This is a genomic window from Methanolobus sp. WCC1, from assembly GCF_045690315.1.
Taxonomy (GTDB): Archaea; Halobacteriota; Methanosarcinia; order Methanosarcinales; family Methanosarcinaceae; genus Methanolobus; species Methanolobus tindarius.
Genome location: NZ_CP146979.1, coordinates 1,055,335 through 1,078,319 on the forward strand (window position 1 = coordinate 1,055,335; position 22,985 = coordinate 1,078,319).

Here is a 22,985-nt window from a genome sequence, read left to right on the forward strand (position 1 = left end):
GTGTTTTCATTGATGGTGGACAAATATAGAGTTTGGGGAATTAGGTACTTTCAATGGCCATGTTCCTCAAGATGTATTAAATACCAAATTTTGGGAGAAATACAAAGATGAGAAATAGAAATATCTGGATGCTCTTATTGAGCATAGGGGTAGTTTTTGTAATGTTAACATCAGCAGCTTCTGCCGATGACTGGGCTTCATTCCAGGGAAATAACAACAATAATGGTGTTACAGACGATGACCTTCCTACTGATTTCAGTGACAACTGGACTTTCACTGATACTGCTACGGGATGGACAGGATTTGATTCCGCACCGGTTATCGGAAACGGAATTGCTTACTATGTATATTCTAACGGTACTGTGTTTGCTTTTGACCTTGTAAACGAAGAGGTTGAATGGGTTAACACAGCAATTGGTGGAGATGTAAGTTCCTTTGAGATTGGTACACCTGCATATGATGGTGACAACAACAGACTGTACGTTGGCCTTTCATACGGAAACACAACCACAGACACAACTGTATACGCTCTTAACGCAGCTACAGGTGCAGTTATCTGGTACAATGATGCATTGATTCCTGATGAATACCAGCTTAACAGCCCAATCAAATACGATGACGGCAAAATCTACGTCGCTGCCGCAAACATGACAGAAGTAGCCAGCTGGACCTACGTCGCACAGCAGGGCGGTTTCTACTGTATGAATGCAGCTACCGGTGCAGAAATCTGGTCAGACACAACAGGATACGGTCACTACTACACAGCTCCGGCTATTACAGATGATTACGTAATAATATCCGATGACGCAGGAGTTGTACGCTCATACGATAAGAATGACGGTACACTGGAAGACAGCTTTGATGCTTCAACCGAAATGGGCATTTCATTGATGTCTCGTGGTGCTGCAGTTATTGATCCAGGAACATGGACTGGGTTATTTACCGATGATAATATGATATTCTTCCCGGTAACAGCATCACCCACTGGAAGTGAATCATATGTTGTTGGTGTTGAATTCAACGCAAGCACAGGTGATTTTGGAGATTATGACAATACTTCCATGATTAGTTCAAGGACCACAACATCGATAGCTGTAAGTGTATCAGAACTTTATGTTGCAAGTGATGATGGTAGTGTAAGGGTATATGAAATCGATAGAGCAGACGAGGAGGATGGTTTCTTCACCCAATATGAACCAGTAGCTACAACTACTGCATTAGGATCTTCTATCAAGGCATCACCTGTCGTGACTACAAATACCGGCAATAGCTTGTATGATATATTATTCACAGAGCGTGTATATGTCACACATAATAGTGGTACTGGAGGCCTCTACTGGTACGAATTTGATAGGTATACCAACTCTTTTAGTGACAGCGGTTCTTGGATACCAGCTGGTTCAGGCTATACACTTCAGGGAATAGCTGCTGCTGATGGATATATCACTTTCGGTAATGACAATAAGAAAGTGTTTGTAGCATCAGCTTAAGTATATTCAAGGTAATCCGTAGGATTACCTTGCATTTTTTTCTTTTCTTCTTCTATTAATTATTCATTTGTTATTACTATAAAGAATAACATATGTTTCCATTATTGGGTGTATTATATAGCATTGATTTCTCACATATTATTCATATTCCGGTCTTGGTTAGAAAAGCAAACATAATCGTATAAGATATCAATCGAATTCCTTTCTCAGTGCAAATCACATTCTGAGAATCTTTTTCTATCAAAGTCCGGTGGAAGTTGGAGTACAAATAAACGGAGTGAAAAAATCTATGAGAAAACTCTCTTTAATGCTATTAATGACGCTGGCCTGCATTGCGGTTCTTGCATCTCCCGCAATGGCAGGTGTTGTGGGTGAACGAACAATAAATACAAGTACTGTTAATCCGGGGGAAACCTTTGAGGTAACAGTCAGCCTGACTGCAACAGGCACCAGTATGAGAACGGCAGGTATACTGGAAGACCTTCCGGACTACTGGACCCTTACGACAATTGACAATGACGGACTCTCTCATGTCATAGAAGATGGAAATCATACGTGGGTGGATGAATCCGGTTCAACTCTGGACCCTGCTGTCCCTGTAACTATTGTATATGATGTTACAGTACCTGAAAACGCCACCGCAGGCACATATTCAATAACTGGTCTGGTAAAGGCAATGGAAGACGTTGGTGGTTCTTTTGATATGTGCAGTAACACCACAAAAGGTGACAATTCCGTTACAATTGCAGCAGCAAGTGTTGTTCACATTAACGACGGAGACGATTATAAAAGCAAGATCGAGAATGCTGCTGCTGGTGCAACAATCTACTGGCATGAAGGTACATATTCAGGAGATGACGTTTCATTACCTGATAATGTCCACATAATAGGTGATGGAAAGGATGTTGTTATTTTTCAAGAGAAATTGCTTGATGGAGAAAACATCGAAGCAGAAGGATTGACTGTACATGTTTTTGGCAGTACTAATTATAAAGTTACAAATTTAACTGTGGCAGATTGTGGTATTACAAGTCTTTATGCTGAAGGTAATATATACGTTGAAAACTGTACCTCTACCTCTAATAATGGTAACATAAATTTACAAGTATATGGATTGAACTATGGAAATCTCATCATAAAATACAATACTTTCGATGGGAGCGCCTATGGTATGGGAAGCATAGTATTTGGTGATTTTGATAATGCAGAAATTATCGGTAATACTTTCCTAAATTATGATTCGGCTTCTAATATGGGATTAATTACAATGGCTACTGATACCTCCACTACTGTCATTGAAAACAATGTAATTGAAAATTACGCTGGAATGGTGGCACCAATATCTGTTGGTGGTGATGTAGTCATAAGAGGAAATACAATTGACACTGTTTCATCTACATATACTGGTTCTAGTCCCATTGCAGCTGCAGGTGCAACTGATTTCACAGTGTATCAAAATAACTTCTTCAACTGTTCTACTCCGTATGTAAATACAGATATGGCAAACGGTGCCACAGTGTCCCTGACCTGGCACTCTCCTGAAGCTATCGACTATACTTATCAGGGCAACAGCTACAGCAGTATCCTTGGTAACTACTACGATACCTACACAGGTTCAGATGCTGATGGTGATGGTATAGGTGACTCATCTTACAGTCCTGGTGCATCAGGTACTGATGAATACCCTCTCATGGCAGCATTTAGTAATGGTGAAATTGAATCTGAGCTTTTCAACGAACTCTACAGTGGTAACGTAACCGTTATGGAGACAGACATTGACTTTACAGCATCAGATTCAAGTGAGACCTATCCTGTCAGCCAGCGCACATGTCTTGGTGCACTTCTTGAATCAGGAGTTGAATATTACATCAACGATGACTCATATGCTGATTATGGCAGTTTCTACCTTGAAAGCATCGGAGGAATCGAAGCACAGTCCTGGCCAGGAGCAAGCTGGGGAATCTATGTCAACGGTGAAGCTACTGACTACGGTCTTGGTCTTAACTCCGTCTCAGACGGTGACGTTGTCAGCTTCTACTACGCACCATGGGACACAGAAACCTTTGCCCAGGACCTTGACAAGGTGTTCTATTCCGTCAGCATCACAGTAAATGATGAGACACCAATCGATGCCCAGAGGACAATTAAGTACCAGACCTTCAACGTTGACTCTGATCAATATAATTCAACACTTGTCACAGTCACAATCACAGCCAACGAGTATCTTGAAGCACTCTATCTTATCGAAACAGTACCTTCCGACTGGATACTTACAAGTGCAGACGAAGATGGTGCCCTTTTCAGGGAATCTGACGATCCTGATACCTATGAATGGATGTGGGCAGGCTCAATGAATGCAGGCGACTCAAAGACAATCAAATATGTTATCCAGTACCCTGCCGGTGAGTCACTCGATGACTACGAGTTTGACGGTGTTGTATCTGCTTATGTCAATAACGTGGATGTCGATGATATTAACGTACTTGGTGATTCAAGCATCGAACTTACCGAGGACTGGAACCCATGGGATGATATCGGTTCAGAAGAAGATGAAGTTGTAACCGGCTCAGAACTTCAGGAAGCAATCAAATGCTGGATAAACAAGATAGACATTCCACAGACAGGTGCAGAAATGACATCTGACAGAATGCAGGAAGTCATCCACCTCTGGTTGATCCAGTAAAATAAAGTTAGAATTTCTAAAACATCCGGGGAAACCCGGGTGATGTTTTCTTTTTTGTTTGATAAAAATCAAATTCATATTGTTATCTTTTTTAAACACATTTGTTTGCATTTTTCTTGCATTTATAAAGAATAACTTTCTCATTTCCTCCATACATTCCGGCCTTGGTTAGAAAAGCAAACATAATCGTATAAGATATCAATTAAATTCCATTTTCAGTGCAAATCACATTCTGAGAATCTTTTTCTATCAAAGTCCGGTGGAAGTTGGAGTACAAACAAACGGAGTGAAAAAATCTATGAGAAAACTCTCTTTAATGTTATTAATGACGCTGGCCTGCGTTGCGGTTCTTGCATCTCCCGCAATGGCAGGTGTTGTGGGTGAACGAACAATAAATACAAGTACGGTAAATCCGGGGGAAACCTTTGAGGTAACAGTCAGCCTGACTGCAACAGGCACCAGTATGAGAACGGCAGGTATACTGGAAGACCTTCCGGACCACTGGATCCTTACTACAATTGATAATGACGGACTCTCTCATGTCATAGAGGATGGAAACCACACATGGGTGGACGAATCCGGTTCAACTCTTGACCCTGCTGTCCCTGTAACTATTGTATATGATGTTACAGTACCTGAAAACGCCACCGCAGGCACATATTCAATAACAGGTTTGGTAAAAGCAATGGAAGACGTAGGTGGTTCTTTTGATATGTGCAGTAACACCACAGAAGGTGACAATTCCGTTACAATTGCAGCAGCAAGTGTTGTTCACATTAATGAAGGAGACGATTACAAAACCAAGATAGAGAACGCAGCAGATGGTGCAACAATCTACTGGCACGAAGGTACATATTCAGGTTCATCCAGTATATCTGTACCAAATAATGTACACATAATAGGTGATGGCAAGGATGTTGTAGATGTTCAATCATATTTAGTCAGTGGAGAAAACTTAGAAGTAGAAAGTATTTCAATTACCATTATTGGTTATTATAATAATTATATTACAAACGCAACAATAAACGATTGTGAGTTTCGTGGGATACTGTCACAGGGTAACCTTGTAGTTGAGAATTGTACATCTTCTGATATGTTGACGATTCAGTCAAATGGATTGAATTATGGAAATGTTGTTCTTAGTAATAATTCATTTATTGGAACAGCAGATGGTAATTACAGAATTACAATAGTTCTTACTGGTTATGATAATATTGAAGTCAACGATAATGTTTTCTATGATGCATTGTATCCTTCTGCAAGTACTTTAATAAGTATTGATGGAAATGAATGTGTAGTTGAAAAAAATACAATTGCTAATTACAGTGGAAAATATGCACCCTTATCTATAGGTGAAGGTCACTTTGTTATATCAGAAAACAATTTTGAAAGCATTTCATCAAAGTATGATTCTTTAAGCCCAATTCGGGTTGATGATAATTCCAATGTAGAACTATTCCAAAATAATTTCTATGATGATTCCTCCTCTTACGTAGCTGGTTCAGCAACTATTAACTGGCAATCTCCTGAAGCTATCGACTATACCTATCAGGGCAACAGCTACAGCAGTATCCTTGGTAACTACTACGACACCTACACAGGTTCAGATGCTGATGGTGATGGTATAGGTGACTCATCTTACAGTCCTGGTGCATCAGGTACTGATGAATATCCACTCATGGCTGCATTTACTGATGGTGAAATTGAATCTGAGCTTTTCAATGAACTCTACAGCGGTAACGTAACCGTTATGGAGACAGATATTGACTTTACGGCATCAGATTCAGGTGATACCTATCCTGTCAGTCAGCGCACATGTCTTGGTGCACTTCTTGAATCAGGAGTTGAATATTACATCAACGATGACTCATATGCAGACTATGGCAGTTTCTACCTTGAAAGCATCGGAGGAATCGAAGCACAGTCCTGGCCAGGAGCAAGCTGGGGAATCTATGTCAACGGTGAAGCTACTGACTACGGTCTTGGTCTTAACTCCGTCTCAGACGGTGACGTTGTCAGTTTCTACTACGCACCATGGGACACAGAAACCTTTGCCCAGGACCTTGACAAGGTATTCTATTCCGTCAGCATCACAGTAAATGATGAGACGCCAATCGATGCCCAGAGGACAATTAAGTACCAGACCTTCAACGTTGATTCAGACCAATATAATTCAACACTTGTCACAGTCACAATCACAGCCAACGAGTATCTTGAAGCACTCTATCTTATCGAAACAGTACCTTCCGACTGGGTACTTACAAGTGCAGACGAAGATGGTGCCCTGTTCAGGGAATCTGACGATCCTGACACTTATGAATGGATGTGGGCAGGTTCAATGAATGCAGGCGACTCAAAGACAATCAAATATGTTATCCAGTACCCTGCCGGTGAGTCACTCGATGACTACGAGTTTGACGGTGTTGTATCTGCTTATGTCAATAACGTGGATGTCGATGATATTAACGTACTTGGTGATTCAAGCATCGAACTTACCGAGGACTGGAACCCATGGGATGATATCGGTTCAGAAGAAGATGAAGTTGTAACCGGCTCAGAACTTCAGGAAGCAATCAAATGCTGGATAAACAAGATAGACATTCCACAGACAGGTGCAGAAATGACATCTGACAGAATGCAGGAAGTCATCCACCTCTGGTTGATCCAGTAAAATAAAGTTAGAATTTCTAAAACATCCGGGGAAACCCGGGTGATGTTTTCTTTTTTGTTTGATAAAAATCAAATTCATATTGTTATCTTTTTTAAACACATTTGTTTGCATTTTTCTTGCATTTATAAAGAATAACTTTCTCATTTCCTCCATACATTCCGGCCTTGGTTAGAAAAGCAAACATAATCGTATAAGATATCAATTAAATTCCATTTTCAGTGCAAATCACATTCTGAGAATCTTTTTCTATCAAAGTCCGGTGGAAGTTGGAGTACAAACAAACGGAGTGAAAAAATCTATGAGAAAACTCTCTTTAATGTTATTAATGACGCTGGCCTGCGTTGCGGTTCTTGCATCTCCCGCAATGGCAGGTGTTGTGGGTGAACGAACAATAAATACAAGTACGGTAAATCCGGGGGAAACCTTTGAGGTAACAGTCAGCCTGACTGCAACAGGCACCAGTATGAGAACGGCAGGTATACTGGAAGACCTTCCGGACCACTGGATCCTTACTACAATTGATAATGACGGACTCTCTCATGTCATAGAGGATGGAAACCACACATGGGTGGACGAATCCGGTTCAACTCTTGACCCTGCTGTCCCTGTAACTATTGTATATGATGTTACAGTACCTGAAAACGCCACCGCAGGCACATATTCAATAACAGGTTTGGTAAAAGCAATGGAAGACGTAGGTGGTTCTTTTGATATGTGCAGTAACACCACAGAAGGTGACAATTCCGTTACAATTGCAGCAGCAAGTGTTGTTCACATTAATGAAGGAGACGATTACAAAACCAAGATAGAGAACGCAGCAGATGGTGCAACAATCTACTGGCACGAAGGTACATATTCAGGAGATGACGTTTCATTACCTGATAATGTCCACATAATAGGTGATGGTAAGGATGTTGTTGATGCCAGTACAGTGGATTTAACAGGTGGAAACGATTCTGAGATCGAAGGTATGTCTTTACACGATATAGGAGACGGTGAAAATACTGTAAATCTAACTGTAAAGGATTCTTCATTACATTCTTTCGATGCCATAGGAATAGTTCTAGTTGAAAACTGTACTTTTAGTGGCTATCAGGTTCTTTTAGTAGGGTCATATTCTGGAAGTTTTACCTTTAAGAATAATACTCTAACTAATGCGGGACTAATATCTGCATCTCGTTTTGATTCAATTGAGGTTAGTGGAAATGTTTTCCAGAATTTATCTTCAACATCTATGATGAATGCATTAATAGTTTCAGATACTAGCGATGTTGTTATTGAAAATAATATTGTTACAAACTATTATGGAATGGGCAATCCTGTTATGGTAAAAAATTGTGATGATGTAGTAATAAGAGGAAATTTTTTTGAATCAACATCAACTCTGATGGCTGGTTCTAGTCCTATTAGTGTGTCGGGTGATGCAACTCTGACGTTGTACCTTAATAATTTCATTGATTGCTCTGAACCCTATGTACGCGATGTTAATGACGGTACAGTATCCCTGACCTGGCACTCTCCTGAAGCTATCGACTATACTTATCAGGGCAACAGCTACAGCAGTATCCTTGGTAACTACTACGATACCTACACAGGTTCAGATGCTGATGGTGATGGTATAGGTGACTCATCTTACAGTCCTGGTGCATCAGGTACTGATGAATACCCTCTCATGGCAGCATTTAGTAATGGTGAAATTGAATCTGAGCTTTTCAACGAACTCTACAGTGGTAACGTAACCGTTATGGAGACAGACATTGACTTTACAGCATCAGATTCAAGTGAGACCTATCCTGTCAGCCAGCGCACATGTCTTGGTGCACTTCTTGAATCAGGAGTTGAATATTACATCAACGATGACTCATATGCTGATTATGGCAGTTTCTACCTTGAAAGCATCGGAGGAATCGAAGCACAGTCCTGGCCAGGAGCAAGCTGGGGAATCTATGTCAACGGTGAAGCTACTGACTACGGTCTTGGTCTTAACTCCGTCTCAGACGGTGACGTTGTCAGCTTCTACTACGCACCATGGGACACAGAAACCTTTGCCCAGGACCTTGACAAGGTGTTCTATTCCGTCAGCATCACAGTAAATGATGAGACACCAATCGATGCCCAGAGGACAATTAAGTACCAGACCTTCAACGTTGACTCTGATCAATATAATTCAACACTTGTCACAGTCACAATCACAGCCACGAGTATCTTGAAGCACTCTATCTTATCGAAACAGTACCTTCCGACTGGATACTTACAAGTGCAGACGAAGATGGTGCCCTTTTCAGGGAATCTGACGATCCTGATACCTATGAATGGATGTGGGCAGGCTCAATGAATGCAGGCGACTCAAAGACAATCAAATATGTTATCCAGTACCCTGCCGGTGAGTCACTCGATGACTACGAGTTTGACGGTGTTGTATCTGCTTATGTCAATAACGTGGATGTCGATGATATTAACGTACTTGGTGATTCAAGCATCGAACTTACCGAGGACTGGAACCCATGGGATGATATCGGTTCAGAAGAAGATGAAGTTGTAACCGGCTCAGAACTTCAGGAAGCAATCAAATGCTGGATAAACAAGATAGACATTCCACAGACAGGTGCAGAAATGACATCTGACAGAATGCAGGAAGTCATCCACCTCTGGTTGATCCAGTAAAATAAAGTTAGAATTTCTAAAACATCCGGGGAAACCCGGGTGATGTTTTCTTTTTTGAACAACAATCTTTGTTAGTTATTAGTATAACATTTCTTTCCTGTTTTTACAAATTAATATAGGTATAGAAATTACCTTTTATCAATTCTGATTTCCAACAAATTTTAAAAGTTGAAAGCTTCAAAAGCAAGCTCACATACTAATAATATACAAATTGTGTTGGTTGGTGGGGAAGACACTAATTAAATTCAGGGTTCTGTGAATGGTTGGATGCAGTTTTCACATTTGGATTCCAACAAACAATCTCGGTATTTAGTTATCTGTAAAAACTTCTCTGCCCTGGAGGTATAAACATGAAAAAGAAAATACAGAACATAATTCCTATTATGGCTGTGGTTATGCTGACACTTTTCTTTATACCAGTGGGACTGGCTGAAGAAAGTGGATCAACCACATGGCATCAATTCCAAAAAGACATGGCACATACTGGATTTTATCCTGAATCACTACCAGAAGCATATGATGAGTTGTGGAACGTAAGTGTGAATGCAGTTGGCGATTCCGCACCGGTTGTCGCTGAAGGAATGGTATTCGTAAACTGTGCTGATAATAAGCTTAAAGCAATTGATGAGATTACCGGTGAAGTGCAGTGGAGTACACCTGTAGATCCTATACAGTATGGTTCCTGGTCATCTCCTGCCTATCACGATGGCATGGTCTTTACATCCACAGGTCTGAACACTACATGTGTTTATGCTGAAAACGGAACTATAAAATGGGCTTTCAAACTTCCGGGTAACATGGCTTCCTGTAATGGTGGTCCATTGATTGCTGACGGCAAAGTATTCTGCAATGATTGGAATGATATGCATTACTATTGTCTGGACGAGGAAACAGGAACAGAATTATGGAATTTTACCGTAGATCATGAATCGTATTCTTACTCATATGCACAGGGTACACCGGCATATAAGGATGGAAAGATTTACCTTACCTGCTGGGATTATCTGGCAACCCCCGGTGGTCACATCTATTGTGTAGACGCAACAACAGGTGAGAAAATATGGGATCAGCCTTTTGATAGTGCCTGTGGCTCTGCTGCTCTTGGGGACGATGGCCGGTTGTATGCTACAGCATTTAATTTCTATGGGTCAGCTTCAGTAAGTGCTCTTAGTATGGAAGATGGTTCTGTAATCTGGACGACTAATATTGGCAGTACTGATTCCACCCCTGCAATAGCATATGGGAATATATACGTCTCAGCTCCTAACAATGTATATTGTATAAATGCTAGCAATGGTTCGATCATATGGAACACCAAAGGCGCTGGTGGCTGGACTGATTCGGTTTCTGTAGCAGATGGAAAAGTATTTGCTGGTACACAATTCAGTTCAACAACAACTGGTGGATTCACAGGTTTGGTTGAACTCAATGCATATACAGGTGATGTATTATGGAAGGCAGCCGGTGGCTCTACTGCAATATCAGATGGTAATATCTATACTATACTCAGAGGTGGAAAAGTGTATGCTTATTCGGAAGCCACACCGACTATTGATATAGTAGCAGGTGATCTGGAATTACCTACAGGAATTGCCTATCCTTATTATTCCAATGAAATTACAGCGACTATAAGCAATGCTGGAAATAAATATGTAGACGATGTTTCTGTATCCTTACAGGTTAATGGTAATGAAATTGACAGTCAGACTATTTCAGTGCTTGGAGGAGCATGCAGCCAATCCGTAAGTTTTGACTGGACTCCTATTGAATCAGGCAATTATGAAATCACTTTAGTCACTTCTTCCGATGGCATAACTGAAATCAGTACTACAAACAATGAAATGTCTATTGATGTAGAGGTTCAGAGTGGTAATCCTGATCTGGTTCCATCAGAACTTAGTATTTCTACAGTTTATATTAACCAGCCATATGAACTGACTGCAACTGTGTCAAATATGGGTTATATGATTGCAGATCCATTCACCGTTGAAGTCAAGGAAGGCACAACAGTACTCGCAAGTGAAACAATTTCTTCTCTCGGTCCGGCCCAGAGCACAGATGTTGTGTTTAATTGGCTTCCTTCAGCCACCGGAAGCTCTGACCTGACAATAACTGTCGATGTTAACAGTGTGGTTGAAGAAGAAGATGAGAGTAACAATGAACTGATACAGTCTATTGAAGTAAAACCTGAAACATCTGTAGAGGTTTTATCTGATAATGATTGGTCACAGTTCCAGCGTGACAGTTCCAATAATGGAATAACAACTGCTTATGCACCATGTGATAATTCAGTTAAAGTTAAATGGAGTGCAGATGACTTTGATGGTTGCATTGATATTCCTCCTATAATTAAGGGGAATATGGTCTATGTAATATCTTCCAGTGGTGCAGTATTTGCCTATGACAAGACTACCGGGGAATATGAAGATAATACAGGATGGTCCAAGTTTACCTGGGAAAGTGCAGATTTGCATTCTGCAACTCCTGCATATGGCGATGGTAATATTTTTGTTGCAACATATGGAGGTAATCTATATGCTTATAACTCCAGTGAAGGTGATCTCCTGTGGACTGTAAACGTTACAGATGACAGTTTTGAGTGCCCGATAACATATTATGATCACAGAATTTACCTTGGAGAAGGTATTTCACTGGACTCTGATACGAAATATTATTATTGCTATGATGATCTGGGCACGCTTCTATGGAAATATCCAATTACCGATACAGTGGGATTCATATGGAATGGGGCCTCTGTTATTGGTGATTATGTTGTTTTCTCCACACATGAAGGTGGACTCATAAGTCTTGACAGAAAAACCGGAGAACTTGCCGATGAGATTTCACTTAATAGTACTGTCAGCTCTGAAATATCTTTTGCAAAAGCTGATCCGGGGGTATTTCGTTCTTCTGTGATGTATAACGATGGATATGTATACACCACATCAGAAAGTGGACAACCTACAGGTTATGTATGGAAAATAATGTTTGATTCAACAGATGGAACTTTTTCAGATCATGGGTGGTGTTCTGAGCAAATCTTCAGCACTTCTACACCTGCAGTATATGATGGAAAAGTGTATGTTGGACAGGGAGAACATTATAACCCGGGAGAATTGATCTGTCTGGATGACAGCACGGGCGATGAAATATGGTCATATAGCGTATCAGGTGGTGTGAAATCTTCTCCTGTAGTTTCAACATATTATGATACACCATATATCTACTTCACATCAGCAAATAATAATGGTACGTTATACTGTCTTGATGGTGATGGTAATCTTGTATGGGAGTACAATCCGCCGGACACTGGCTATATTCTGCAGGGTGTCGCTGTTTCTCAGGGTAAAGCATATTTCGGAACAGATGGCGGCTATCTTTACTGTGTGGGAGGTGACCAGTTCCCATGGAATGATCCAGCTTCTACGTCAGAACAGCAGGTGTCAATGGTGGAGGCTATGACTGCTATTTCTTATTGGAAAAGCAATTATTTGATTCCACAGACAAATGAAAAGGTATCGCAAAATGAGTTAATGTATATAGTTTCTTACTGGAAATCCAGATACTCATTGCCATTGTTCTGGTAAGACTGAATTATTAATTTAATTCAGTTTTCTTTTTAACTTAATTTTTAGTAAATCTTTATCTAATTTACCTTGTATCTCTTCATTATTTTCGATACAACACATGTGTTCGAATTTTTATTGAATTTACAACTAATAAATTTCCGTTTTCCATGTATTCTTTTCTTGGTTAGAAAAGGCGAATACAATTGAGTGAAAATCAATGATTATACTTTTTTAATACTATTTATGGCACAGGTATATGTTGTGGACGAATTAACAATCAGTATTGTACAGTTGACAGGAGAATAAGATTTTATCAATAAAGAAAATCATATTATTTATCTTATAAACTAACATATCTTATTGATTATTCAATGTTCATATAGTATCAAGAATACAGACGAAAATAAAGTTTCAATATACTTGGTTTTTGCTGATTATGGTGGTACTAATATGGAAAAAGGAAGATGTATTTCAATTTTATTCATTTCTATTTACTTTATACTCTCTTTCACTTCAATATCAATGGCTGCAGAAGAAATAACTGCAATACGGACAATTGAACCATCAACTGTAGAGCCAGGTGATAGTTTTCAGGTCACAGTTGTTATAAATTCATCATCAGAAGAATTTACGGCTGCAGGCCTGCAGGAGTATCTGCCGGATAGTTGGACAGTAATTCCAATAGATAATGATGAAATGATATATCAGGAAAAAGATGAGGATGACCCTTGTGGGTGGCTCATGATGTATGGTACTTTATCTCCTGATTCAGGAAGGACTATTGTATATGAAGTACAGGTTCCGGAAACAATCAGCGGTGGTACTTATTCTATTATCGGGGAAGTTTATGGACAATTTTTCGAAGATACTGATTTTGTTGTGTCTAGTTCTGAAGTTGCCGGAGATAGCGAAGTGACTGTAGATGGTGACTTGCTTTTTACTAATACTGATTGGCCCCAGTTTCAGTCTGGTATTTATAATAACGGAGTGACTTCCGACAGAGCAGCTATACAGGAACCCGATGAAACGGAATCATGGTCTACGTATACTTACAACATTGATGAAGCGTTAGGAATAGATGTGCAACCTATTGTGGTTGATGATCTGGTGTATGTAGTCGCTAATGATACGGTCTATGCTGTCAATGCATATAACGGGGATATGGAATGGTCAAAGAATATCTATGTTGGAGATACTGCTGTTCTTGGTACCCCCGCATATGGTAATGGTAAATTATTTGTTGTTTCTTTTGGGCGGGTATATTCATTTGATGCTTTAACGGGAGAAGAACTCTGGAACCAGACCATAAGCAGTGATAGTCTAAACAAAACACAGTTAAACACCCCAGTGTTGTATAATGATGGTAAGATCTATTTTGGAGAATGGATAAGTGAAGGGGAAGGGGATAGAAAATATTACTGCTATGACGAATCAGGTAACGAAGTCTGGTCAAGAGTTTCCTCATCAGATGAAAAAGGATACTATTATGCCGGAGCTACAATAATTGAAAATTCCGTTATATATGGGGATGATGCACTCCACATAACATCGATAGATAAAGACGATGGCACATTAATTGATGAGGTTAATGTCTCAGAATTATTAGGATTTGGCTACAATGGTGAACGGGAAGAAATAAGAGCCTCAATCACATATTCTCCCAAAACCGGGCGTATTTATTCAGTTTCAGAAGCTGGTTACTGTTTCTATATTGGAGTAGAATATTCAGGTAAATTTGATACCTCTGATGCAAATAAAGTCTATATTGGTTCAAGTACTTCTACTCCAGCAGTTTATAATGGAAGAATATACGTTGGAACAGGCAAATTTACAGGTAATCATGATTTTTATTGTCTGAATGAATCAGATCTGTCAGTAATCTGGAACTATACAGCAAATGGTGGTATTCAGGCATCACCGGTAATTTCTACTGCATATGAAGATGCATATGGAGACATATACATTTATTTTACAACCAACACAGAAGATAGCAGAGTTTATTGTTTTAAAGATTCAACTGAAAATATCGAACCTGATCTTCAATGGTATTACCAACCATCTGAAGAAAAGAATGATTACACTCTTCATGGTGTTGTAATAAAAGATGGTGTTATCTATTATGGAAATGATGCCGGTTATCTTTTTGCTCTTGCCGAGTGGAATCCATGGGATGATCCATATTCTGATTCTGAAAAAAAGTTAAGTAGTGATGAGTTCCAGCAAGCTATTCACTGCTGGATTACTCGAGAGGGTGCACCAACTACGGGAGCTACTATTGATGGTGACAGAATCCAGATATTAATCAATAAATGGCTTACAAAATCATGAGTCTAAAAAGCTGAATAGCAAAATGCATCTTATATTCACTTATCAAATATTAATGTCATAATTTCTGTGTTCGATAGGTGTTGTAGGGGGAAGAATGTTAATTGGAAAAGGAAAAAGGTTCTGTAAAATTATACTAATCAATTTAGTATTTCTGTTAATGACAGTATCATGTTCTGCTACAGTCTGGACTGCTACAAATGATTCCACCCTTTCAGACACACTTTCCAATGCATTATCAGGTGACACAATATATCTTGAGGATGGGACCTATGGAAAAATAGACTTCACTAAAAATGATATTTATATAGTTGGTTCTGATCCTAAAAATGTAATATTTGATCTTTCTGGAGATAATATTGAAATGCAGGCTTCCGGTTGTACACTTGAAGGGGTATCTGTAATTAATAGTTCTAATGGTGTTGAAGTGGAAGCAGATGATTGTAACATCGTCAATTGTATATTTGATAGTTTGACCCATAAATATGGAATTTTCATTAGTAAAGGCAGTGATAATCTTGTTTTTGAAAATAACATCGTTAAAAAATGCACTGGAGATTATTTTGCCATTTATAGTTTAGGTAATGGAGGTACATTTACGGGAAATGTCTTTTCAGATAACGATTGTGTTGCACTTTGTCTTTATATTGGTAGTAAGTCTAATACTGTATCAAAGAACAATTTCCAGAACAACACCTGTGCTATTGATTTATGGGGGTCTGGTAGTGGCAATAAAATATATTTAAATAATTTTTATTCAAACGATGCTGATATTGTAGCAAGTATTACACCTTCATCAGTTATTTGGAATACTACTGATTTCTATTCATACTTTATCAACAACTCTAACTATACCACTTTTCTTGGAAATTATTGGGATACATATGATGGTGACGATTTGAATCAGGATGGTATTGGTGATACGTCATATGCATTCTTAGATTCTATTGTTGAAGATAATTATCCTTTAATGGCTAAATTTGAAAATTATGTTTCAGATGATAATGGTAATGCTTCAGATCTTGTACCAATATCTTTTGATTCCGAAACTGTAGTTGCAGAACAACCAAACAGAATACGAGTTCGCATTGAGAACAGCGGAACCTCGGATGCGGGTAGTTTTGGAGTTTCACTGGCAATAGATGGTAACGAACTTGCATATCAGATAGTAACCTCCCTCAAAGCAGGTGAAAACACTTCTGTTGCTTTCACATGGCTTCCTCCTGAATATGGAATCTATCAGGTTGTGACAACAGTTGATTATAATTGCAAGATAAATGAGTCAAATGAAAATAATAATGTATTGGTACAATCAGTTTCTTCTGAGTATGAAAATATTGATTTTAACTGGTATCAATTCCATAAGGATGTGGAGCATACTGGTTTTTATCCTGGAAATGCACCTGATACAAATGAATTATTATGGGTAAGCGCTGCTATCGATGCGGTTACCAGTTCTTCGCCAGTTGTAGCTGAAGGTAAAGTGTTTGTAAACTGCGATGAAAACGGGTTGTATGCTACCATTGACGGTCCTGAAATAAAAGCACTTGATATGTATACAGGGGAATATGTGGGAGGTTATGGTTCTGGAAGTGCAGATTATTCCTCATGGGCTTCTCCATGTTATTATAATGGCAATGTTTCCTGTGCAAGATATGATTCTGTTAACGGAGGAAACATGATTGTTAATGGAAAAGTCTATGTGGGAGATTATTCTGGAAGTCATTACTATTGTTCGTATGAGTCAAATGGAACAGAGATTTGGTCTTATAAAGTAAATGGCAATGCACTTGTTACGCCTGCATATTCTGAAGGGATGGTGTATTTTGCATCTTGCAAGATGCAAGAGAACAAAGGTGATCTCTATTGTGTTGATGCAGATACAGGAGAGTTGATATGGCACAAGTCAGTTTATAATGAACCTAGTGGGACTGCAAGTATTTACAATGATATTGTATATTTCACGAAATATAATTGGTATGGAGATGGTGGTATTTATGCAATGGACAAACATGATGGCACTGTTCTGTGGGAAAAAACAATAAGAAGAACTGATTCTTGTCCTGCTTGTGCATATGGTAACATATACTTAACTGGTGGCTATAGTACACGTCGAGTATATTGTTTTAATGCTACTACTGGTGAAACTGTATGGGAAACCGATGAAGATGATGATGACCTTGGTGGTTGGAGTAATTCTCCTGCTGTAGCTGGTGGAAAGGTGTTTGTTGGAAAAACGAAGACTTCTTTCAGTTATGACTATACTTATGCTCTAGATGCTTTTTCAGGAGAAGTTCTTTGGAGCTATAATGGTGGGGGTGCTTCTCCTGCTATTTCTGATGGAATTGTATATACGATCGGTGATGATGGAAGGGTGTATGCATTTGGGAATCTCAGTACAAGTATACTACCAAAAGCAGCCTTTACATCAAATGTAACAATAGGAGAATCTCCATTATCAGTGGCTTTTTCCGATGCTTCTGTTAATGCATCATCCTGGGAATGGGATTTTGAAAATGATGGTACTGTTGATTCTATTGAACAAAATCCAGTGTACGTTTTCAATCAATCTGGGGTGTACGCTGTCTCGTTAAAGGTGAGCAATTCCAAAGGTAGTGATATTGAACTAAAAAAGTCTTACATAACTGTTACAGAACAGAATTCAACTGATTGGAATCCCTGGAATGATATAGATTCCGATGAAGGCATCATTATCACAGGGGATGAGTTTCATGCTGCAGTCAAATGCTGGCTCACAATGACTCCTGTGCCTGAAACAGGTGAAGAGTTAACAGGAGATCGATTTCAAGAATTAATTCATGATTGGTTAGTACAATAAAAAAGGAGATAGTATGATGGTTAAAGAAAAAGTACATATTTATATTATTTTTCCAACATTTCTGTGTCTCGTAATGTCACTTTCAACTCCTGCTTATGCGGCAGGTGATATAACTGCAGTGCGAGAAATATCTAATATGAATGTTACTCCTGGGGAGACATTCAATGTGAGTGTGACTCTAAAAATGAATGCTGATGTCATCGGTCCTCTTCTCCGTGAGACGCTGCCAGATGGCTGGACAATTGGATCATTAGATAACGATGGTAGTCTTTTTAATGTGAATACAACTGAATGGGCATGGGTAAGTATGTTGCAATCAGGTGAATCAAAAACAGTTGAGTATTCAGTAATGGTTCCTGATGATACGGATGATGGTGTTTACACTATTTCAGGATATGTTGCTCCAGAAGCTTATAATTACATTACAGTGCTCGGTGATACACAGGTGACTGTAAGTTCAGAAACCAGTACTCCCGAAGTAATAGCGGATTTTACTGCAAATATTACATCAGGAAAAGTGCCTTTGACAGTAAAGTTTACTGACAAATCAACGAATGCTACATCGTGGCAATGGGATTTTGATGGTGATAATTCAATTGATTCAACAGAACAGAATCCAGTTTACACCTACCAGAGTGCTGGTACTTATACTGTAAAATTGATATCATCTAGTAATAGTGACAGTGATGTGGAAACAAAGACTGATTATATTACTATTAAAAGCGGTGGTGGAAGCAGTGGAACTTCACTGGAAGCAGATTTTACTGTAAATATAACTTCAGGGCAAGCACCGCTATCGGTGCAGTTTACAGATCAATCTTCAGGAAATGTAAGTGCGTGGCAATGGGATTTTGACGGAGATAACGTTATTGATTCTACTGAGCAAGATCCTGTTCATACTTATACAGAAAATGGTTCTTACACTGTAAAATTGATAATTTATGACGATGATAGCAATAGTGATGCACTAACTGAAGTAGCTTACATCACTGTTAGTGATGAAGAAGATGATGACTCTTACAATTCCTATGAAGCCACATCAGTTTCGCTAAGTGCAACTATAATCCCTTCAATATCTATAGAGGTTACTCCGGGTACAATGAATTTCGGTACACTTTCAGCTGGTGAGGTTAGTGATGAGCACACTTTGCACATTAAAAATAAAGGCGCAGCCGATGCCACTGTTACAGCTCAGGTGACAGATGTTGCAAAGGATTTATATGTTGATGGTCTTATGCTAAATTCCGGTACATGGGACGGGTACTCAAACCTTGTTGAATCTGAAACCACAAAAACTGTGCAGGCAGCCCTGAATGTACCTGATGATTTTATTGGCATAGGTTCAATGGAAGGAAAGCTTGTTTTCTGGGCTGAAATAAGCTGAAAATAATTTTCACTATGGGGGATTTTTCCCTCTTCTTTATTTTAACTAATTCATACCTATTTTTTCATAAAAGCTAACATATCTAATCATAATTATGTGGTTTATATACATCTAATAATGACCTATTTTTGTAAAAACGAATATTCTTCGATTTTTCATGATATTGTAAGGTGGAGTTACATATGATACATATGAAACAACGAAAAACATTTTTAGATAATAATCTCGCTGCCTCGCCTGTAATTGGTGTAATGCTCATGGTGGTGGTCACTGTTATCCTTGCTGCTGCAGTAAGTTCATACAGCGGTGGGCTTGTGAGTGGCACAAAAACAGCTCCCTCTGCTACATTTGAAGTACAGATAAAAAAAGGGGTGGATATCGGAGGTGAAAATATTTCTTTTATGAAAATCAAAGAGATAACTGGAGATTCCATTGATACAAAAGATCTCAAGATAATAACCTCATACACTGGTGGTAACAATGATTTCTATCTGAAAGAAGTTTATCCAAATGTGGATAATACGGATGTAGTTAATGGTAATACTCCAATTATTACTAGTGTTTCTCCTTATTGGAGCAACCCTGCAATTGGAGAGTTTGGACAGGACGAGGAGGTTAATTTTGGGAATTACATTCTCAGACCCGGTGTTGTGATGATTGCTGATTGCAATGAAAATGATGTATCTAGTTATGACACTGGTATAGAAGCCGTAATATCTGGTTGGGAAAATATCAGTTCTGGTGATTTTATTACGGTTAGCCTTGTGGATATTCCAAGTGGGAAAGTAATTTTTGAGTCTGATGTAGAGGTGGTCTGATTGAATAAAGATCATAGATTTTTTTCTGATAGAAATGCAGTATCTCCTGTTATTGGCGTGATGCTGATGATTGTTGTTACGATCATACTTGCTGCTGCTGTGAGTTCATATTCTAACAGTATGAAATCTCAGGAAATGGCACCTCAGGTTACATTGATGGCCGAAGCATCTATTCAGGATGGTTTTGTTCATCTTGAGCATATGGGCGGCGATACAATTGACAGGAGGAATATACGGGTAGAAATAGAGTCAGGATATCCTTCAACATCAGGATTTATTGATTCTGATAATGTTACATTTATTTCGAATAGCAATTTTTTAAATCCCGGGGATGAAGCAAAGGTCAATTTCACACATTCCTCATCTAATGATTTCGTAACTTTCGATGGAGAGGAAATATTCCAGGAAGTGGAACTAGGTGAGCCCTTCAGGATAACTATCATAGACTTAAATTCAGGTCAGACTATCTATTCTACTAAAATCACACTACTACCCTGAGGTGAAACAATGAAAAAGTCAAATAAATTTATAAATAATTTGTCGGCAGCATCACCTGTAATTGGTGTGATGCTAATGGTTGTTGTCACCGTTATCCTTGCAGCCGCCGTCAGTTCCTACAGTACTGGCATGTTGAAAGGCTCAGAGGCTGTACCTTCTGCTTCATTTGATGTAGAGATGCGTGTGGATATACCTTACAATAATAGTGCTAATATGAGTTATATTGCAATTACGGAGATCACAGGTGATAAGATACCAACTTCTGATCTGAAGATTATAACAATAAATCCGAATGCTCGTGGAGATATTAAAACAATGGAAGTTTTACCAAATTCGAATAACACATTTTCTGGTGCATTTAGTGGAGCAGGAACCTCGCCTTTCTGGAACCTTGGCAATTTTGCAACATCAGGTCAGTTTTTCGGAGAATTTATAATGGAACCTGGAATGACTATGGTTGCAGATGAATATTCTAATTATTTTTCAGATTATTTTTGGAATGAAGATGACGGAATTTATGATTGCTATGTTGGTGGCAAGTATAAAACTGGAATGCAAGCAATGTTTGCAGATTGGTGCGATGGCGATGGTAGTGGAAGTTTAGATATAAGTACTCGAACAATCCATGCTGGTGATGTTGTAACTATAAAGATTGTTCATATGCCAACTAACAAGGTTATTTTCACGAAAGATGTGGTGGTGACTGGATGAAAGCAAACAGAAAATCAATTGGTAATGACAGTGCAGTTAGTCCTGTAATTGGTGTCATGTTGATGATTGTTGTGACAGTGATCCTTGCTGCTGCCGTCAGTAGTTTTGCGGGTAGTGTTCAGACAAAAGATGACCCTACTAGTGCTGTTTTTGACGTAGCATGTTCGGAATCAGATGGAATTATTACTATAAAGCATATGGGTGGAGATGTTATCTATAAGGAAGACATCAAGATTATGATTTCTCATGGTATTCCAAAAATGACCGGCTATCTTTCAAACGAAAATCTTACTTTCTATCCAGCAGAGCAGGAGAATAGAGGAGATGGAATGGATAAAATAGCCTTACAACCAGGTCAAACTGCGACATACAAGTTTGATTTCGATACAAATTCAGATGGTGAGAAGGTTCCGGTACTGGGTCAGCAATGGATTTATGTCGGTGAGACGTTTGAGATTGCAATAATTGATGTGAACACTGAAAATACTGTATTTTCCACTAATATTGTAATGGAGCCTTAAGGTTCCATTCTATTTTTCTGCATTTTGAAATCTAAATCCTGAAATTATTTGCTACCCCAAAAATTATATATTATTTAATAATATATTATTATTTGTGACTTATTATAGCACTAAAAAACTAGCCTTTAAATCAATACTAACTATTTTTTCTGTCCTTCTTTTAGTTCAGACTACATCAGCTGTATCGGTGGGAGCATCCCCGCACAACCTTGAGTTTGATTTGAAAGAAGGGATTTTCCAGAAAAACATTAGCATCATTAACAATGGTAATGAGTTTTCGACTTATACTGTTTATACAGATGATAAATACTCTGACCTTATCAGAATTTCTCCATCATCTTTTGACCTTTCACCGGGTATGACAAAAGAAGTTACAGTAACTTGTAGTCCACCAGAAGTTACATCTGGTAATATTTCTCTTAAAATTAGCATTGCTGCTTGTTCTGATAACAGCAAATTAGGTATTGGAGCAGGTATCAGAATTCCTGTAACAATTATTCAGGGTGAAATTGTAGATAATTCGGGAATAAATGTTTACACATCATTCTCCCGACATATAATGAACTTTTTCTAATACAATAGTTTCTGGTCATAGCAAAAATAAGCTCGGTTAATTTCACAGGTTTGTTAGCTAAAAAGGTACTATTTCTAATCCAAATACTCTTTTTTTTATAGAACCTGTCACACATATTTTCTACTAAATTGCAGTTTCAGTCCTGACTATGTAACTATTGCAATTGATTTTTGCATATGTGCTGCAATGTCGGATGTCCTGGTATTGCAGTAGATCAAATAATTTGAAACAGCAATTA

General features: G+C 38.7%; 14 protein-coding genes. All 14 read left to right on the top strand.

The window, feature by feature from the left end; all coding sequences use genetic code 11:
* Positions 1 to 107 precede the first annotated feature (107 nt).
* The 14 genes from V7O61_RS05315 (at position 108) to V7O61_RS05380 (ending at position 22,747) form a co-directional block, all read left to right on the top strand.
* The gene (locus V7O61_RS05315; protein ID WP_023844085.1) at positions 108 to 1,490 is read left to right on the top strand and encodes a PQQ-binding-like beta-propeller repeat protein; all 1,383 of its coding nucleotides are present in this window, start codon (positions 108 to 110) and stop codon (positions 1,488 to 1,490) included.
* A gap of 289 nt (positions 1,491 to 1,779) precedes the next feature.
* The gene (locus tag V7O61_RS05320) at positions 1,780 to 4,173 is read left to right on the top strand and encodes a DUF4430 domain-containing protein (protein ID WP_407282513.1); all 2,394 of its coding nucleotides are present in this window, start codon (positions 1,780 to 1,782) and stop codon (positions 4,171 to 4,173) included.
* A 259-nt stretch (positions 4,174 to 4,432) separates the two neighbouring features.
* The gene (locus V7O61_RS05325) at positions 4,433 to 6,844 is read left to right on the top strand and encodes a DUF4430 domain-containing protein (protein ID WP_407347455.1); all 2,412 of its coding nucleotides are present in this window, start codon (positions 4,433 to 4,435) and stop codon (positions 6,842 to 6,844) included.
* A gap of 259 nt (positions 6,845 to 7,103) precedes the next feature.
* On the top strand, positions 7,104 to 9,179 hold the full coding sequence (locus tag V7O61_RS05330) for a DUF4430 domain-containing protein (protein WP_407347457.1): 2,076 nt from the start codon (positions 7,104 to 7,106) through the stop codon (positions 9,177 to 9,179).
* Positions 9,176 to 9,508 carry a hypothetical protein gene (locus V7O61_RS05335; protein ID WP_407347459.1) on the top strand — a complete coding sequence of 111 codons (333 nt, stop codon included), beginning with the start codon at positions 9,176 to 9,178 and terminating at the stop codon, positions 9,506 to 9,508. The genes V7O61_RS05330 and V7O61_RS05335 overlap by 4 nt, the downstream gene beginning before the upstream one ends.
* Before the next feature lie 350 nt (positions 9,509 to 9,858).
* Positions 9,859 to 13,095, top strand: coding sequence for a PQQ-binding-like beta-propeller repeat protein (locus V7O61_RS05340; RefSeq protein ID WP_407282510.1), 3,237 nt, complete (start codon positions 9,859 to 9,861; stop codon positions 13,093 to 13,095).
* Between the two features lie 432 nt (positions 13,096 to 13,527).
* Complete coding sequence (locus tag V7O61_RS05345; protein ID WP_407282509.1) at positions 13,528 to 15,405, top strand: PQQ-binding-like beta-propeller repeat protein; 1,878 nt, start codon at positions 13,528 to 13,530, stop codon at positions 15,403 to 15,405.
* 157 nt (positions 15,406 to 15,562) lie between these two features.
* On the top strand, positions 15,563 to 18,241 hold the full coding sequence (locus tag V7O61_RS05350) for a PQQ-binding-like beta-propeller repeat protein (protein ID WP_407282508.1): 2,679 nt from the start codon (positions 15,563 to 15,565) through the stop codon (positions 18,239 to 18,241).
* A 13-nt stretch (positions 18,242 to 18,254) separates the two neighbouring features.
* Positions 18,255 to 19,625, top strand: coding sequence for a PKD domain-containing protein (locus V7O61_RS05355; RefSeq protein ID WP_407282507.1), 1,371 nt, complete (start codon positions 18,255 to 18,257; stop codon positions 19,623 to 19,625).
* Between the two features lie 182 nt (positions 19,626 to 19,807).
* Entirely contained in the window at positions 19,808 to 20,443 is a 636-nt protein-coding gene (locus tag V7O61_RS05360) for a type IV pilin N-terminal domain-containing protein (RefSeq protein ID WP_288067807.1), read from the top strand.
* Positions 20,444 to 20,941, top strand: a complete 498-nt coding sequence (locus V7O61_RS05365; RefSeq protein ID WP_288067805.1) for a type IV pilin N-terminal domain-containing protein — start codon at positions 20,444 to 20,446, stop codon at positions 20,939 to 20,941.
* 9 nt (positions 20,942 to 20,950) lie between these two features.
* A complete protein-coding gene (locus tag V7O61_RS05370; protein ID WP_288067803.1) occupies positions 20,951 to 21,652 on the top strand; it encodes a type IV pilin N-terminal domain-containing protein in 702 nt (233 codons plus the stop codon).
* Entirely contained in the window at positions 21,649 to 22,173 is a 525-nt protein-coding gene (locus V7O61_RS05375) for a type IV pilin N-terminal domain-containing protein (protein ID WP_288067801.1), read from the top strand. Before V7O61_RS05370 ends, V7O61_RS05375 begins: the two co-directional genes overlap by 4 nt.
* 94 nt (positions 22,174 to 22,267) lie before the next feature.
* Positions 22,268 to 22,747 carry a hypothetical protein gene (locus V7O61_RS05380; protein ID WP_407282506.1) on the top strand — a complete coding sequence of 160 codons (480 nt, stop codon included), beginning with the start codon at positions 22,268 to 22,270 and terminating at the stop codon, positions 22,745 to 22,747.
* Positions 22,748 to 22,985 lie beyond the last annotated feature (238 nt).

Bases quoted from the DNA above. Each gene is read 5' to 3' on its own strand.
- V7O61_RS05315 (WP_023844085.1), top strand. From the start codon at position 108: ATGAGAAATAGAAATATCTGGATGCTCTTATTGAGCATAGGGGTAGTT.
- V7O61_RS05320 (WP_407282513.1), top strand. From the start codon at position 1,780: ATGAGAAAACTCTCTTTAATGCTATTAATGACGCTGGCCTGCATTGCG.
- V7O61_RS05335 (WP_407347459.1), top strand. From the start codon at position 9,176: ATGAATGCAGGCGACTCAAAGACAATCAAATATGTTATCCAGTACCCT.
- V7O61_RS05340 (WP_407282510.1), top strand. From the start codon at position 9,859: ATGAAAAAGAAAATACAGAACATAATTCCTATTATGGCTGTGGTTATG.
- V7O61_RS05345 (WP_407282509.1), top strand. From the start codon at position 13,528: ATGGAAAAAGGAAGATGTATTTCAATTTTATTCATTTCTATTTACTTT.
- V7O61_RS05350 (WP_407282508.1), top strand. From the start codon at position 15,563: ATGACAGTATCATGTTCTGCTACAGTCTGGACTGCTACAAATGATTCC.
- V7O61_RS05355 (WP_407282507.1), top strand. From the start codon at position 18,255: ATGATGGTTAAAGAAAAAGTACATATTTATATTATTTTTCCAACATTT.
- V7O61_RS05360 (WP_288067807.1), top strand. From the start codon at position 19,808: ATGATACATATGAAACAACGAAAAACATTTTTAGATAATAATCTCGCT.
- V7O61_RS05370 (WP_288067803.1), top strand. From the start codon at position 20,951: ATGAAAAAGTCAAATAAATTTATAAATAATTTGTCGGCAGCATCACCT.
- V7O61_RS05375 (WP_288067801.1), top strand. From the start codon at position 21,649: ATGAAAGCAAACAGAAAATCAATTGGTAATGACAGTGCAGTTAGTCCT.